The 13,148-nt window shown below is 71.7% G+C and carries 24 protein-coding genes; 1 reads left to right on the forward strand and 23 read right to left on the reverse strand.

Annotated elements, in window-relative coordinates; all coding sequences use genetic code 11:
- Positions 1–44: 44 nt before the first annotated feature.
- From C4B68_RS24455 to C4B68_RS42060, 23 genes are all read right to left on the reverse strand, one after another.
- Positions 45–458 carry a DUF6221 family protein gene (locus C4B68_RS24455; RefSeq protein WP_099504327.1) on the reverse strand — a complete coding sequence of 138 codons (414 nt, stop codon included), beginning with the start codon at positions 456–458 and terminating at the stop codon, positions 45–47.
- On the reverse strand, positions 455–1,261 hold the full coding sequence (locus C4B68_RS24460; RefSeq protein ID WP_099504329.1) for a hypothetical protein: 807 nt from the start codon (positions 1,259–1,261) through the stop codon (positions 455–457). The genes C4B68_RS24455 and C4B68_RS24460 overlap by 4 nt, the downstream gene beginning before the upstream one ends.
- 59 nt (positions 1,262–1,320) lie before the next feature.
- On the reverse strand, positions 1,321–2,496 hold the full coding sequence (locus tag C4B68_RS24465; protein ID WP_099504331.1) for a coiled-coil domain-containing protein: 1,176 nt from the start codon (positions 2,494–2,496) through the stop codon (positions 1,321–1,323).
- Positions 2,493–2,912: a hypothetical protein gene (locus C4B68_RS24470; protein ID WP_099504333.1), complete on the reverse strand. Its 420-nt coding sequence runs from the start codon at positions 2,910–2,912 to the stop codon at positions 2,493–2,495. The genes C4B68_RS24465 and C4B68_RS24470 overlap by 4 nt, the downstream gene beginning before the upstream one ends.
- Complete coding sequence (locus C4B68_RS24475; RefSeq protein ID WP_143674385.1) at positions 2,912–3,121, reverse strand: hypothetical protein; 210 nt, start codon at positions 3,119–3,121, stop codon at positions 2,912–2,914. Before C4B68_RS24475 ends, C4B68_RS24470 begins: the two co-directional genes overlap by 1 nt.
- Entirely contained in the window at positions 3,118–3,357 is a 240-nt protein-coding gene (locus C4B68_RS24480; protein WP_099504337.1) for a hypothetical protein, read from the reverse strand. The genes C4B68_RS24475 and C4B68_RS24480 overlap by 4 nt, the downstream gene beginning before the upstream one ends.
- Positions 3,358–3,463: 106 nt before the next feature.
- On the reverse strand, positions 3,464–4,510 hold the full coding sequence (locus C4B68_RS24485) for a hypothetical protein (RefSeq protein ID WP_099504339.1): 1,047 nt from the start codon (positions 4,508–4,510) through the stop codon (positions 3,464–3,466).
- An 84-nt stretch (positions 4,511–4,594) separates the two neighbouring features.
- Positions 4,595–5,077 carry a hypothetical protein gene (locus tag C4B68_RS24490; protein ID WP_099504340.1) on the reverse strand — a complete coding sequence of 161 codons (483 nt, stop codon included), beginning with the start codon at positions 5,075–5,077 and terminating at the stop codon, positions 4,595–4,597.
- Positions 5,077–5,556 (reverse strand): single-stranded DNA-binding protein, encoded by a 480-nt coding sequence (locus C4B68_RS24495; protein ID WP_099504342.1) that lies wholly within the window; start codon positions 5,554–5,556, stop codon positions 5,077–5,079. The genes C4B68_RS24490 and C4B68_RS24495 overlap by 1 nt, the downstream gene beginning before the upstream one ends.
- A gap of 117 nt (positions 5,557–5,673) precedes the next feature.
- A complete protein-coding gene (locus C4B68_RS42050; protein ID WP_167459155.1) occupies positions 5,674–5,847 on the reverse strand; it encodes a hypothetical protein in 174 nt (57 codons plus the stop codon).
- Positions 5,844–6,305: a hypothetical protein gene (locus C4B68_RS24500; protein ID WP_099504344.1), complete on the reverse strand. Its 462-nt coding sequence runs from the start codon at positions 6,303–6,305 to the stop codon at positions 5,844–5,846. Before C4B68_RS24500 ends, C4B68_RS42050 begins: the two co-directional genes overlap by 4 nt.
- Positions 6,302–6,991, reverse strand: coding sequence for a zinc finger domain-containing protein (locus C4B68_RS24505; RefSeq protein ID WP_099504346.1), 690 nt, complete (start codon positions 6,989–6,991; stop codon positions 6,302–6,304). The genes C4B68_RS24500 and C4B68_RS24505 overlap by 4 nt, the downstream gene beginning before the upstream one ends.
- Positions 6,988–7,407 carry a hypothetical protein gene (locus tag C4B68_RS24510; protein WP_099504348.1) on the reverse strand — a complete coding sequence of 140 codons (420 nt, stop codon included), beginning with the start codon at positions 7,405–7,407 and terminating at the stop codon, positions 6,988–6,990. The genes C4B68_RS24505 and C4B68_RS24510 overlap by 4 nt, the downstream gene beginning before the upstream one ends.
- Positions 7,404–8,279 (reverse strand): hypothetical protein, encoded by an 876-nt coding sequence (locus tag C4B68_RS24515; protein ID WP_099504350.1) that lies wholly within the window; start codon positions 8,277–8,279, stop codon positions 7,404–7,406. The genes C4B68_RS24510 and C4B68_RS24515 overlap by 4 nt, the downstream gene beginning before the upstream one ends.
- A gap of 131 nt (positions 8,280–8,410) precedes the next feature.
- Entirely contained in the window at positions 8,411–8,728 is a 318-nt protein-coding gene (locus tag C4B68_RS24520; RefSeq protein ID WP_167459156.1) for a WhiB family transcriptional regulator, read from the reverse strand.
- A gap of 66 nt (positions 8,729–8,794) precedes the next feature.
- Positions 8,795–9,136, reverse strand: coding sequence for a hypothetical protein (locus tag C4B68_RS24525; protein WP_099504354.1), 342 nt, complete (start codon positions 9,134–9,136; stop codon positions 8,795–8,797).
- On the reverse strand, positions 9,133–9,975 hold the full coding sequence (locus C4B68_RS24530; protein ID WP_099504356.1) for a hypothetical protein: 843 nt from the start codon (positions 9,973–9,975) through the stop codon (positions 9,133–9,135). Before C4B68_RS24530 ends, C4B68_RS24525 begins: the two co-directional genes overlap by 4 nt.
- Positions 9,972–11,090, reverse strand: coding sequence for a phage recombination protein Bet (gene bet / locus C4B68_RS24535; RefSeq protein ID WP_099504358.1), 1,119 nt, complete (start codon positions 11,088–11,090; stop codon positions 9,972–9,974). The genes C4B68_RS24530 and bet overlap by 4 nt, the downstream gene beginning before the upstream one ends.
- Positions 11,087–11,452, reverse strand: a complete 366-nt coding sequence (locus C4B68_RS24540; protein ID WP_099504360.1) for a hypothetical protein — start codon at positions 11,450–11,452, stop codon at positions 11,087–11,089. The genes bet and C4B68_RS24540 overlap by 4 nt, the downstream gene beginning before the upstream one ends.
- The gene (locus tag C4B68_RS42055; RefSeq protein ID WP_167459157.1) at positions 11,449–11,616 is read right to left on the reverse strand and encodes a hypothetical protein; all 168 of its coding nucleotides are present in this window, start codon (positions 11,614–11,616) and stop codon (positions 11,449–11,451) included. Before C4B68_RS42055 ends, C4B68_RS24540 begins: the two co-directional genes overlap by 4 nt.
- On the reverse strand, positions 11,613–11,993 hold the full coding sequence (locus C4B68_RS24545) for a hypothetical protein (RefSeq protein ID WP_240634453.1): 381 nt from the start codon (positions 11,991–11,993) through the stop codon (positions 11,613–11,615). Before C4B68_RS24545 ends, C4B68_RS42055 begins: the two co-directional genes overlap by 4 nt.
- Positions 11,994–12,061: 68 nt before the next feature.
- Positions 12,062–12,241, reverse strand: coding sequence for a hypothetical protein (locus C4B68_RS24550; protein ID WP_099504362.1), 180 nt, complete (start codon positions 12,239–12,241; stop codon positions 12,062–12,064).
- Positions 12,238–12,387, reverse strand: a complete 150-nt coding sequence (locus tag C4B68_RS42060; protein ID WP_167459158.1) for a hypothetical protein — start codon at positions 12,385–12,387, stop codon at positions 12,238–12,240. Before C4B68_RS42060 ends, C4B68_RS24550 begins: the two co-directional genes overlap by 4 nt.
- Positions 12,388–12,756: 369 nt before the next feature.
- Between C4B68_RS42060 and C4B68_RS44805 the strand changes: the two genes are divergently transcribed.
- Entirely contained in the window at positions 12,757–13,143 is a 387-nt protein-coding gene (locus tag C4B68_RS44805; protein ID WP_099504363.1) for a helix-turn-helix domain-containing protein, read from the forward strand.
- Positions 13,144–13,148 lie beyond the last annotated feature (5 nt).

The following is a 13,148-nucleotide window of genomic DNA, read 5'->3' on the forward strand; positions in this document are numbered from 1 at the left end:
CCGGTCAACTTCCGGCGCCCCTCGGGTTGTTCGCCTCTCGGTGGCTACAGCCCCCACTCCGGCCGATAGTCGGGGTGGTCGGCGTACACGACGGCAAGAGCCGTCAGGATGGGCGAAACCTCGTCGGTGTTCCAGCCGCCCAACTCGCGGCGGCGTTCGGCGGCGTAGCGCTCGTAGTCGTCGAGGATCCGCCGCTTGGCGTCGACCTCGCGCAGGACACGGGCCGGGTCATGGCGTTCGATGTGGCGGCCCACACCGTCAGCGTCGGCGTTCTCCGGGGTAACGACCACCACGCCGTCATCGCAGTAGTCCGCGACCGTGTACCGCTCGTAACTGGCCTGGGGTGGGCGCGCCGTCCAGACGCCCGACTCCTCGTCCCACATGGCCGCGCGGGCTGTGCGCTCGTCTTCGTCGTAGCGGTTGCGGAGGAACCGCACCATGTCGATGTCGTGGCTCATGCTGCCGATTCTTCCTCGCGGCGCTGTGCAGCCTCCATTGCCACGTACAACCCCACCAAGTCGGCGCCCCGCCACATCCGCCGGCCGCGGTCGAGCAGCGCGGGCGCGGTGCACGCCTCGCCGGTCGAGCAGGACACGGACGGCTCGCCCCCCGACTGCGTGCGGGCGGTCAACTCGCCCTTGCACCACGGGCACGGCTCGGCGAGCGTCGTTGTCCGTCCGTCGCGGCCGAGGGCCTTCTCGACGCGCTGCCGGGCGCGGTGGGCGACGGTGGCGAGGTCGTCGAGGATGAGCGCCGGTATGGGCGTGAACAGGTCGCCGGCGGGCTCGTCGAGGGCGCGGCCTTCCAGCCATACGGCGGCCCAGTGGAGGCCGTACGCGCGGGATCCGGGCGAGGTGGGCGCCTTGTAGTGCCATCGTGCCGGATCGTCGCGGTCGGCCTGGTCCTCGCCCCACCGAAGGAACGTCGCCTTCGGTTGTATGAGGGCACGCCGTACGGGGCGCTGCACGGCGGCGGCGATTGTGTCGGCGAGGTCGAACATGGCTCGCTCGACGTCGAGGGCGGCGTCGAGGGCGTCGACGTTGAGGGGGGCGGGGTGCTCGCGCAGGATGAGCGGCATGCGGCCGATGGTGGGGCCCGGGTCGGGTTTGATGCCGTGGTCGATGACTCCGAGGGCGCGGGAGTCGCGGGGTGGCCATTCGGCGCGGGGCGGGGTGTCGATGGCGGCGAGTAGGTCGCCCCACGCCTCGCGGATGGCGGCGAGGTCGACGGCGGCGCGGTGTCCGGCGGGCGGGGTCGTCATGGGCTGCTGCTCCTGGCGGTCGAGGGGGCGCCCCGCGGTGGTGCGGGGCGCCGTGGCGGCTACGGGCGGGCGAGGGCGGCGAGGTTGGCCTCGGCGGCGCGGCCGGGGCGGCGCGGGCGGTGGGAGCGCGGGCAGTACGCGTCGTGTATCGCTTGGTAGTACCGGCTGGTGAGGTCGACGGCGGCGGGCCGGTCGAGCGCGTCGCCGCGGGTGAGGGCGGCGAGCAACTCGTGTATCGGGTGGTCCTTGCCCACGCTCTTGGACTTGCACGGCTCGGCGGCCTCGGCGAGGGCCCGCCGTCCGGCGTGAACGAGGGGGAGTTCGGCGGCCATGGCGGCGCGGTCGGCGCGGCGGTCGCGGCGGGCGGCGAACCATGCGGTTCGGTACCGGTCGGCCTTGTGGTCGGCGTCGAGGGCGTGCCGCTGCCATCCGTCGCCACGGCGGCGCTCGACGGCGAGGCGCTCCTCGGCGCGCTCGGCGCGCTGCAACAGGCGGTGGCCGAGGGTCTCGGAGTCGGACAAAGTTCGGCGGACGGTGGCGAGCTCGATCTCGTGCGCGCGCTGCTGCTCGGCGAGGCGGGCGCGGGGTGACTCGGCGGCTTCGGTGAACGCTGCGTGCGCGCGTGCGGCGTCGGGGGTGAGTCCGTCGTGTTCGGCGACGGCGGCGAGGGCTGCGCCGAGACCGTCGGCGTCACGTACGCGCTGCAACGTGGCTTCGCCGCGGTCGCGGTGCTCCTCGATCTCGTGCGCCTTGGCCTTCCAAATGTCGCCGCGGCGCTGGGCCTTGGCGAGCTGCTCCTCGGCGGTCTTCTCGGCCGTGAAGGCGAACATGACCGGGCTGTCGTCCCCGTTGGCGGCGCGGCGGACGGCTTCGGCGGCCGTGGCCGTGCGGATGGTCGCGGGGAGCCGGCGTTCCCACGCGTCCGCCATGCTGCGGATGCGGGCGAGGTGCTCCTCGGCCTGCTCGGCGCGTTGTTCGGCCTCGCGTATGGCGTCCTCGGCGGCGGCCGTGCGGTTGTGGGCGGCCTGTATGGCGGTTTGCTGTCCGGCGACGGTGCGGCGTAGCTCGTCGGCCTCCGTGAGCTCTACCTCGACGTGGGCGAACATGAGGGCGGCCTCGGCGGGGGTGAGCGGTACGCCGCGGCGGGCGCGTGAGAGCAGGACGAACAGGCTCTCGCGGCGGGTGTCGCGCTCGGCGGCGCGGCGCTTGCGCTCGGCCATGGTGCGGCGGGTCACTGGTCGGACTCCTCGGCGGTTGTGGTGGCGAGGTGGATCTCGTCGGCGAGGCGGCGCAGCTCGTTGGCGGCGGCGTGTACGTCGCTCATGTGGTCGTCGGTGAGGTCGCGCAGCGTCTCGGATGCGTCGAGGGCGTCGGCGGCGCCGCGGTACGCCTGGGCGCGGGCGGCGGCGAGGGGGTCGACCTGCTCGCCCACGGGTGCCCATACGGTGTGCGCCTGCTCGACGTGCCCGGTCGCGCTGCGGCCGTCGCCGTACGCGGTCATGCGGTTGACCCAGAAGGTGACGCGGGCGCGGGCGGGGCCGGGCTCGGTGTACGGGCCTTCGTGCGCGGTGTACGTGCGGCCGTCGGCGTAGGTCTTGACGATGACGGCGCGGTAGACGGTGCGGCCGTCGGCTCCAATGTTGCGGGCCATCAGTCGTTCTCCTGCTCGTCGAGGGCGAGTTGGTCGGGGGTGGGCTGGCGTGTGGCGCGGTCGCGGATGATGCGGTGCGCTTTGGCGCGGTAGGCGGCGACGATGCGGGCGTGCTTGGCGTGCGCGGCGCGTTGGCGGCGGCGGCAGACGGGGCCGAGGCTGTCGGCGGCCGGGCGGGTGAGGCGCCGGCCGCACTGCTTGCACTTCATCGGCGCCACCACAGGCGGCGGTTCTTGCGGCTGCCGTGGTGCGTGGAGTGGGCGAACAGGCGGGCGCATCGGGCGCAGCGTGAGGGGCGGCGCAGCGACGGCCGGAACCAGTGGCGGGGGTCCATCCATTCGCCGACGGACTCGACGTGTTCGGCCTGCGGCCGGCCGCAGGCGGAGTAGCGGCACGGCTCGTTGGCGTAGTCGGCGCGGAACCAGTGATCGCGGATCATGCCCATGGTCGGGGCGCTCCTTAGTGGGGGCCGGGGCATTGGCTGCTGTGGCATCCGTGGCGGTGGCACCATTCGGGGTCGCGCTGCGGGTCCTCGGTGGCGGCGAGGGGCTTCACGGGTGGGGCCTTTCGGGTGCGGCGGGCGAGGCGGTCGGGGATGCGCGGGGTCCACATGCCGAGGGGTGCGCCGGCGGCGAGGACGGTGAGGGCGACGGCGATTGCGGCGGCGGCCGGTGCGGGCAGCGTGGCGGCGGTCCCGCTGACGACGTGCTGCGCGGTCGCTGCTGCGCCTCGGCGGCGGCGCGGATGCGGCCGGCGGCGGACTCGACGGCGTCGCGGACGTCGCGGCTCGACCACTCCTCGGGCCACGTCCCGTCGCACGCGCGCATCTCGGTTGCGACCTGCTCGGCGATCGTGGCGGCCTCCTCGAACGCCTGAGCGCGGACGGTGGCGGGGTGCTCCGCGGCCTTGACCTGCTCGGCTGCGTGCGGCCATGACCAGTCGCCGGCGTCGTGCCCGTCGGCGGGGTCGTGGTCGACGTCCTCGGCGCACTGCCACCACATGCCGTTGGGGTCGGCGAACATGGCGGGGCAGGTGTCGGGCTCGGCCTCGGGGGCGGGGGTGAGTATGCCGACGGTGGCGAGTGCGGCCGTGACCGCTTCGTCTACCGCGGGGCTTACGGTGCCGAATGTGTACCTGCCGAATGCGCGACGGGCGGCGGCGTAGGCGGCCTCGTACTCGTCCTCGGTGAGGATCCGGCGCGGCTGCTGCGCCTGCTCCTCGTCGGCGGGCGGCTGCTCTTCGGTGGCGGCCGTGAGCGCTGCGCGCAACTTCGGGAGGCGGGCGGACAGGACGGCTACGCGCACCGTGGTGGGCTCCTCGTCGTCGTCCTCCCGGCAGCGGGTGAGCTCGAACGTCGTCCAGTTGGCGAACGGCTCGACGGCGAGGCGGTCGCCCATGTGGTCGGTGTGCTCGTACGCGGCGCCGTCCGTGAGCGCGTCGGCGAGCTGCCGGACCTCGTCGAACGGCACCCACACGTCGACGTGCGCGCCACCGATGGCGAGGTCGTCGGCGTGCACGGCAATGTGCCGGCCGCTGCTCGCGGGCTCGATGGCCACCTTGTGGTTCTGCGCGTCGGCGTAGGCGTAGAGCTCGGTCATGGGGTGGGGCTCCTGTCTCGGTGTGGTCGAGGCGGGCACGCGCGCGCGGACGCGGCGGCGTCCGGACGCGGGCGTGGGTGGTGGCTATGCCGCTGCGGGGTGTGTGAAGGCGTCGCGGTCAAGTTCGGCGCGTGCGGCTTCGACGGCTGCGGCTGCCTGCTCGGGGGTGTCGTACGTGCCGAGGTTGCGCTGTACCCGGTTGCGCTTGATGACGGCGGAGTATCGGCCGCTGCGCACCTTGTAGACGCCGCGGGGGAGTTCGCGGGTGGCTATGCCGCGGTTGAGGTTGGAGGCGCTCGGTGTGACCAACCGGAGGTTGTTGCGGCGGCAGTCGAGTACCTGCCGGTTGATGTGGTCGACGATGACGCGGTGTCCGGTGCCGGGCTGTACGCCCATTACCCAGCGGTGCACGAGCATGACGTGAGGGGCCTCCCACATCTGTGCGTAGCCGTGCGATCCGATGGAGAGGCGGCGGCCGTTGAGGCGTTCGGCGTCGTCGAGGTCGAGCAGAACGGTTACGTAATCGTCGCCGTTCTTCGCCGGTACCTCGACGTGTGCGGGGGACATCAGAAAGGCGCCTGGGAGCTGCCCTGGGCTGCCCACGGATTGTCCTGTGGCTGGCCGTATCCGCCCTGGGTGGGCTGCTGCTGCCCGTATCCGCCCTGCGGTGCCTGGCCGTTGCGCTGTGCCTTGGTGACGGTGGCGGTTGCGCGCTGGAGGCTGGGGCCGACGTCTTCGGCGTCGAGCTCGTAAACGGTCCGCTTCACGCCCTGGCCGTCCTCGTACGAACGCTGCTTGAGCTGTCCGCGGACGATGGCGCGGTCGCCGCGCTTCAGGCTCTCGGCGACGTTCTCGCCGAGCTTCCGCCAGGCGCTGACGGTGAGGAACAGGCTGTCGCCGTCCTTCCATTCGTTCGTGGACTTGTCGAGGGTGCGGGGGGTCGAGGCGATGCGGAACTTGGCGACGGCGGCGCCGGCGGGGGTGAACTTGAGTTCGGGGTCGTCGACAAGGTTTCCGACGACGACGATCTGTGTCTCGCCTGCCATGGGCGGGGGTCCTTCCGGTGGTGTGGTTATCGATTATGGCAGGTAGCTACCTGCTGAGGACGGTAGCTACCGGGCGTGGGTGTGGGTTTTTACCTGACCGTTATGGGGGGTGAGGGCCTACGCGGCTTTGTTGCTGGTGTTCTCGGGCCGGTTGGTGGTGAGGTTCCATCCGGCGGCTTCGAGGGCTTTGGCGATTCGGGTGGCGGTGTGGCCTGGGCGGTGGGCGAGTTCGGCGAGGTGTGTGTCTTCGATGGCGGCGCGGATGACGGCGACCGCGGCTGCGGGGATCATCGCTGGGCGCCGGTGACGTGTCGGGCTTCGCGGCGTCCGGACTGCTCGCGTGCTACGGGCGGGCGGGACATGAGGCGGGCGAGGGCGGCCTGTTCGGCGTCGCGCTGCTCGGCGGCGGCGAGGCGCTGCTCGGCTTCCTCGGCGGCGCGGCGGGCGTCCTCGACGGCGGCCCGTTCGGCTCGGCGGCGCTCGGCGTCGAGGGCGGGCCCGTCGAACTCGTCGAGGGTGCGCCACCGGTCCCAACCCTGGTGTTCCTGAACGATCACGTATGCGGCCTGGTTGGCGAACTCGCGGGCTTTGCTGTAGGCGCGGCGCTTGTCGGCGGTCTTGATGACGACCGGGGCGTTGGGCCGGGTGTTCCAACTGGCCTCGACGCGGTACGCGGTCACGTTCTTCGTGGTGTCGACGGTGCGGGCCTTGCGGTGGTAGCTGCGGGCCTGCTTCGGGGTGGGGCTCATGCGTGCTGCTCCTGGCGGGCGTTGTGGTGGGTGGTGGCGGCGTCGAGGCGGGACGGGTGGGCGGTGGCGCGGTGTCGGCGGCTGGCGCCCATGCGGCACGGCTGGCTGGCGGGGGCGCGGCACGGCTCGTACGGACACGGCACGTCGAGCGGGTCGGGCTGGCCGTACTGGGCGAGGGATTCGCGTTCGGCGCGGTGCGGCCGGTACTCGGCGAGGGCGTCGGCGACAGAGCGGGGCACGTATGAGCCGAGGGCGGCGAGGCGTTCGGCGGCGAAGTCCTCGCGCTCCTCGCGGGTGGCGCCGGCGGGGAGGGCGGGCCGGTCCTCGGAGAATCCGATGGCGCGGGTGATGCTCTGCGGGGCGATACGGCCGTTTGCGACGGCGTCGAGCTGGGCGCGGCGGCGGGCGATGGACTCGGCGCCGGTTTCGCCTGCTCGGCCGTCGTAGACGACGTTCGCGGCGGTGACGCGGTCGGCTCGGATCTTGGCGCGCTGCTGGCGGACGTGTGCGGGGGTGAGCCACTTGTCGGTTTCGGCGTAGTGGCGGGCGACGGCGGCGCGGGCGTCGTCGTCGAGGGGTGTCGAGTTGAGGGCGGCGGCCCATGCGCGGGCGTCGGCCTCGCCGACGGTGCGGCGGTCGAATGCGGCGGCGAGGGTGAGGAGCTCGGCGGCTTCGGCGGGGGTCATCGTGTGGTCTCCTGGGTTCGGGCGCGCTCGTAGCGGGCGCGGGCGGCGATGAACGCCTCGTCCGTTCCGCCGCGGTCGGGGTGCGCGGCGGCCATAGCCGACTTCAGTTCGGCGAGACTCGGCTTCTGCGCCTGCGTAAGGGCAGGCGGCGTCAGGTACAGGTGGAAGTCGGGCGCCCACCAGCCGCCTGCGCCGTGGTTGTAGATCTCGCCGTCCGCTTCGATCTGCTGCCTGTTGACGTAGCCGATCTCGATATCGCCGGGGATGCGTTCACGCCGCACGTAGTAGATCCGCTTCGGGGTCTTCTTCGTGATGCGGAACTGGACGACGCGAGGCGGCTCGTAGAACCGGGAGTCGTCGGACACGCTGCTGTTGATGCCGTACAGGAACTCGACGGGCGTCAGGCCGGGGGTCACTGTGCGGCCTCCTGGGCGCGCAGGCGGGCGGCAAGGGCCATGCCCTCGGCGACCCGCTGGTCGGTCGTGGACGGGCGGGCAGCGCCGATGGGGACGACGTTCCCGCCGTGGGCGGCGGTCGGGCGGGTGGCCTGGAGGCGCAAGGTGTCGTACTTGTCGCGGAGCTTCGGCATGCTCATGACGTTGGAGCGCCAAAACTCGGAGTCCTGGCACCAATCGATCGCGGCGTGTACCTGCTGCGGGGTGCGGCCGTCCTTGTCGAGCATGAGGCGGGCGGCGTTGCGCCACGCTTTCGTGATCGTGGGCCGCTTGGAACCGTTGGCCTCGATGCGGTCGGCGAGGTGCGTGCAGAGCTGCTCGACGTCTTCGCGCTCGGGCGTCGGGTCGGTGTCTCGCGTAGCGAGCTCCGGCGATGAATCCCTGTTCCCTGTTCCCTGTTCCTTTCCCTGTTCCCTGTTCCTTTCCGGACGTGAGTCCTCACTGAGTTGTGCGTGAGTGTCCACGGAGGGCGCATTTCCGCTGGTAGGCGGGCTGTCGGCGTCCTCGGGGGCCGGGAAACGGCTTTTCGTGGGCCGGTTGATCCGCTGGTGTTCGCGCCACCCGTTTACGACCATGTACGGCTTGCGGTTGAGGGTGTAGCGAGTGATCAGTGAGGACTCAGTGAGTGCGCGTAGGTCTGCCTCGACGTCGGCGGCGGTGCGGTCGTCGAGGGGCCATACGGCGGCCTTGATGAGCCGTGCGTCGTCGACGCATCGGCCTTCGTCGTCGGCGTGGGTCCACAGACCGATGAACGTGAGCCGCTGCTCGGGCGTGAGTCCGGCGACCGTGAGGGACGTGAAGAACTCGGGTTTGATGGTGCGTATGCGGGCCACGGGTGCGGCGCCTTTCGCTGGTGCGGGTTCGGGGGGTGTGGCGCCCGGGGCGAGGGGCGCGGGTGGCTCGTCCTCGCCCCGGGGCGGTTACTAGGCGGCGCGGTCGAGCGCGGCGCGGGTGTCGGTGGGGGTCATGCGGCCTGGGCGGCGGCTTTCCGGGCGGCTCTGGCGCGGCTCCGGTACGCGTTGTGGCGCTGCTCGCGGGTCATGCCGCCGCGAATGCCGTTGCGGCTCGCCGGTTTGATTCCGCCTTCTTCGTCGAGGGCGGCGTCGAGGCAGGCGGCGCGCACGGGGCAGGTGGCGCAGATGCTCAGCGCTTCGGCGCGGGCGTCGTCGGTCGGCTGGTCGTGGTCCTCGGGAAACCAAAGGTTGGTGTCGTGGCCGGTGCAGGCGGCGAGGGCGGCCCACTGTCCGCTGGTGGTGGCTTCGGCCAGGCTGGTGGTGGTCACGCTGTGGTGTCTCCGATCGAGGGCCCGCCCCGGCACGGCGGCCGGGGCGGGCGGTGTGGCGGGGTGTCAGCAGCCGCGGTCGGCGAGGGCGCGGTCGAGGGTCGCGGCGCCCGTCCACCGGGCGTACGACCGGTACGGCGGGTGTCCGTCGAGGAGTAGGCGCACGGTGTTGGCGACGACGTCGGGTGCTGCGATGTGGTCGATGAACAGCGGCCCGCCGCAGTGCGGGGCCTCGTGCCGCCATCCGTCGGCGGAGTGCCAGCGCAGCGTGACGCGGTCCTCGGGCCACTCAAACAGGCCGACCAGGTCGCCGTGTTCGGTCTCCTCGGCGCGCACGACCTCGGCGGGGACGGCGGCGAGGGTCAGTTCGGCGGCCACCGAGTCGACGTAGGGCAGGTGCGGCATCATGCGGTGGCCTCCGCGCACGTCTCGCATGCGATCTCGTCGTCGACGTACGCGATCTCGTCGCCCTCGTCGATAGGGCCGTCGCAGTGTTTGCACTCGCCGTCGAACGCGGCGGGGAAGCGCCGGCTGACCTGCGGCGCGGGCTTCGCGGCGGTCGGCGCGGTCTCAGTGGCCATGCGGTCCTTGAACTCGCACGTCGGGCAAGGCTGGCCGTAGTCGTATCCGGCGCCGCACGCGCCGCACGTCTGGATCGCGGCAGGCTGCGCGGCCGGAGCGAGCACAGGCAGCACGTGCGCGGCGAGGTCGTCCGTTCGCCATGCCTCGGCGACCAACTCGCGGCCGTCGTACGGGCTGTTCTTCGACTTGCGGGTGTACGTCATGCGGAGCCCGGCGGCCGCGCTCGGCCGGATCTCGACTCCGGGCACGTCGTGCACCTCGCCCGTGGCCTCGTCGACGTACCGGGGCGTCCCGGCTGCGGTCATCGCGGCGAGTGCCTGATCTGACCAGGCGGGCCGGACGCTCGTCCGTACCTGCATGGGCACGATCTCGACGACGTGCTCACTGGGGAACGTGTCGCGGACCCACGCGGTGAACGTATCGGGGTCAACGATCTGCGCGGCCGTTTCCCCGCCGGTCCGGGAGACGGAACCGACCTTCGTGCCGCCGGGCAACAGGGCGTCCACCTTCGTGGTCCCGGCTTCCTTGTACTGCGTGTTCAGGTGGTGCTGTACCTCGGTGCGGGCCTTCCTGTACGCAGCCTTGACTTCGTCGAACAAGGCGCCGAGCGCGGCGAGGCGGGTGACGGAGTCGCGGAACGTGGGCTCCGGGGTCTGCTCGCTCACTGGGCACCCCCGGCGGCGGCCTCGATCTGGGCACGGAACGTGTCGAGCTGCTGCGCGGGGGCCTGCTCGATGGGGAGGCCGTAGACGCGCTGGAAGTCGGCGTCCAACGTGGGGAGGTTGGCGCGGGACGCGGCGAGTCGGAGGGCGTTCTCCGCCTCGGCGTGCGCGCGCACCTCGGCGTACTGCTCGGCGTCGTCCTGGTCCATGGTTCGGTAACCGTCATCGGCTACGACGATCGTCGCGTCGATCTCGGCCCGGTCGCGGCCGATGGCGGCGATCTGGTCGAGGTACTCCGTCGGCGCGCCCGCCCGTTTCGCCTCCTGCCACAGCCCTCGCACCGTGTCGGCGTCCTCGGCGGCCTGCGCCTCGGCGCGGTAGTCGCGGCGCTCCTGCTGCTGCGGCGGGGCCTCCTGCTCCCACGGGCCCGACTCGGCGTGCTGGCTGCGGCGTGGCTGCTGCTCGACAACGACTGGGGCCGAGTCGGTGTTGTCGGCCTGAGCCATCTCCTCGGCGGTGTACACCCCGGCGAGGTCGTGGGGGAACGCCTTGCGGAGCGCGAGCGCCTCGGCGCACTTGGCGATCTGACCGGCGGGCATCTTCGCCCACAGGCCCTTCGGGTTGCCGTCGGGGAAGGTCTGGACGTACTCGCGGAACGTCGCGACGGCGGAGAACCGCTCCCCGTTTCGGATCACGGTTACCTTCGCGGCGGCCGGGGGCGCCTCGGGCAGCCACACGTCACGCCACCGGCCGGACGGGTCGCACCACACGGTGTCCTCGTAGCCGTACGTTCCGCCGGTCTGCGTGGTCACGCGCTGGGCGATGACGCGGTACCCGTCGATTCCGGTCTGAGGCGTGTAGACGTCGCGGTTGTCCTTCTTGCTCCACCGGCCGATCAGGTAGATCTGTCGGGAGAACGGGTCAAGGCCGGTGCGCTGGCACAGGTGCAGGAAGCCGGCCAGTTCGGCGGCGGTTACCTGGTCCTTGATGCCGGACTGGCGGAGCACGGCGGCCTGCTCGGGGGTCCATGCGGTCTGATCGACTCGGACGGCGAGGGCCCCACCGTGCGGGGCGGGCGCGGGCGCCAAGCGGGCGGCGGGAAGGGTCGTGACAGTCACTTGCGGGTGCTCCTCAGGCGGATGTGTGCGGCGTGCTTGGTGATGCGGGTGGCGAGGCTGATCGCGTCGTCGGGGGCGAGCTGCGGGTCGAGCTGGTGATCGGCGGGCAGCTCTTCGAGCAGGGCCTCGCGGGTGCCGTCGGCCTCGGCGGCGCGCATGGCGCGGCCGTAGTCGGTGGCGTCCTCGCTGCACTCGGCGAAGTCCAGGGCGACGACGCTCGCCGCGTGAGCGCGCAGCAGGGCGGCGATCTGGTCGGGGTCCTCGGTGTAGGCAATGGCGAGGTCGTCGACCAGGGCGGCGATGTACTCGCCGATGGGGAGGCGGACGGCGCGGCCGTCGGCGGTGAGCTGTGGCCGGATCACTGGTCGGCCCCCGTACCGCACTGGTTGCAGGTGAACCCGAGGGGCGGCTGTCCCTTGCACAGCGGGCAGATAGCACCGATACGCCGTAGGAACGTTCGCGCGGGGACGATGTGAAGGATGAGATCGGTGCGGTCGTTGGCGGTGGCGACGGGACGGGGGATCACTGGTCGGCCTCCTCGGCGGTGTAGAGGCCGAGCTCGGCCGGCGCGGTCGGCTCGTCGTAGGTGACGTATCCGGTGCGGGCGTCGTAGAGGACGGCGCGCGTCCAGTCGGATCCGGGGAACATGCGGCGCAGCAGGCCGTACGCGGCGCGGTGCGCGTCGCGGTCGGCCTCGACGGGCCCGGTTGCGGCGTCCAGGGTTACCCAGGTGCGGGGGCGGCCGTCGTGCGTGACGGGGGTGATGCGCACGAGGACGGTGCCGGGGGCGATCTGGTCGAGCTGGCGGGCGATCACGCCGGTGCGCTGCGTGTGGCGGCGGGCGGCGTCGGCGCCCTTGACGGCCTGTATGGCGCGGGGGAGGGCGATAGTCTCGGTGGTCACGATCGGTGCCTTTCTCTGGCGGTCGTGGTGGGTCGTCCGGGTCGCATCCGGGCGGCCCTTTTGCGTGTTCAGGCGGCGGCGCGGTGCGTGGCCGGAGCCGAGGCGGGGCGCCACAGGTGGGCGATCAGTGCGGCCTTGTCGGGGTCGAGGCGTCCGGCGGCGTAGTCGGCGGCAATGCGGGCGCGGGCCTGGTCGAGGACGGCGCGGGCTTCGGCTATCGCCTGCTCGCGGGGGATGACGGCGCTCATCCCTGAACTCCGGCGGGCTTGATGAGCTGCCGGGCGGGGACGCCGTAGGCGAATTCGACGAGCGCGGCCGTGTGGGCGCTGGGCGCGGCGTGGCCGTTCCACAGACGCCAGCCGGTCATTTCCCCGATGCCGAGATGCTGGGACATTTGGCGGCTGTTCTTGTGGCCGCGGGCGCGTGCTGCGGCCTGTAGTGCTGTGCGGTCGTACCTCACGGGGGGCTTACCTCTCTCGTGCGACAGGTTACTACCTGCTTCGGTAGGTAGACCATAGCACCTATCTACCTGGCTAGGTAGATCAAGGAGTTGTAAAGGTGTCGTGCGCGAGACGTGATTGCCGCGTTCCATTTGTGTTCGATTTTCGGCCCAAGACCCGCGGTTTACATGGGTTGCACTGTCGAACAGGCGCGGTCTAGTGTGCTAGATGAAGACGGCATGCATATGCCGTCTTGAGGGGAGGGGGCCTACATACCTCGATAACTACCGCTCGAACGTATCGCGCGCGATATCCTCACAGGCATGTCTACCGACAACACCAGAGCCGCCGAAGTCTTCGGCGCATGGCTCACCGACCAACTCACTGCACGGGGATACGACCTCGGACCACGCGGCGGAGGACGCTCACGATTCGCACACGACGCCGGCGTCTCCCCACAAGCCCTCGGCCGATGGCTCCGAGGAGTCGAGCGACCTACCACCACAGCCCTCGGCAAAATCGCTGAGCGGCTGAACGTGCCAGTCACCCCACTACTCGCCATGTGCGGCTACATCGAGCCAGGAGAGCTCCCCGCAGGACCCACCACAGGAATCACCCGACACCAGGCGCTAGAGGCACTCGGAGTCACCGATCCCGCGCACCAACAAGCAGTGCTCACCATGATCCGGGCTCTCACCGGGGGGCCCTGAAACCC

Source organism: Streptomyces dengpaensis (assembly GCF_002946835.1).
GTDB classification, from domain to species: domain Bacteria; phylum Actinomycetota; class Actinomycetes; order Streptomycetales; family Streptomycetaceae; genus Streptomyces; species Streptomyces dengpaensis.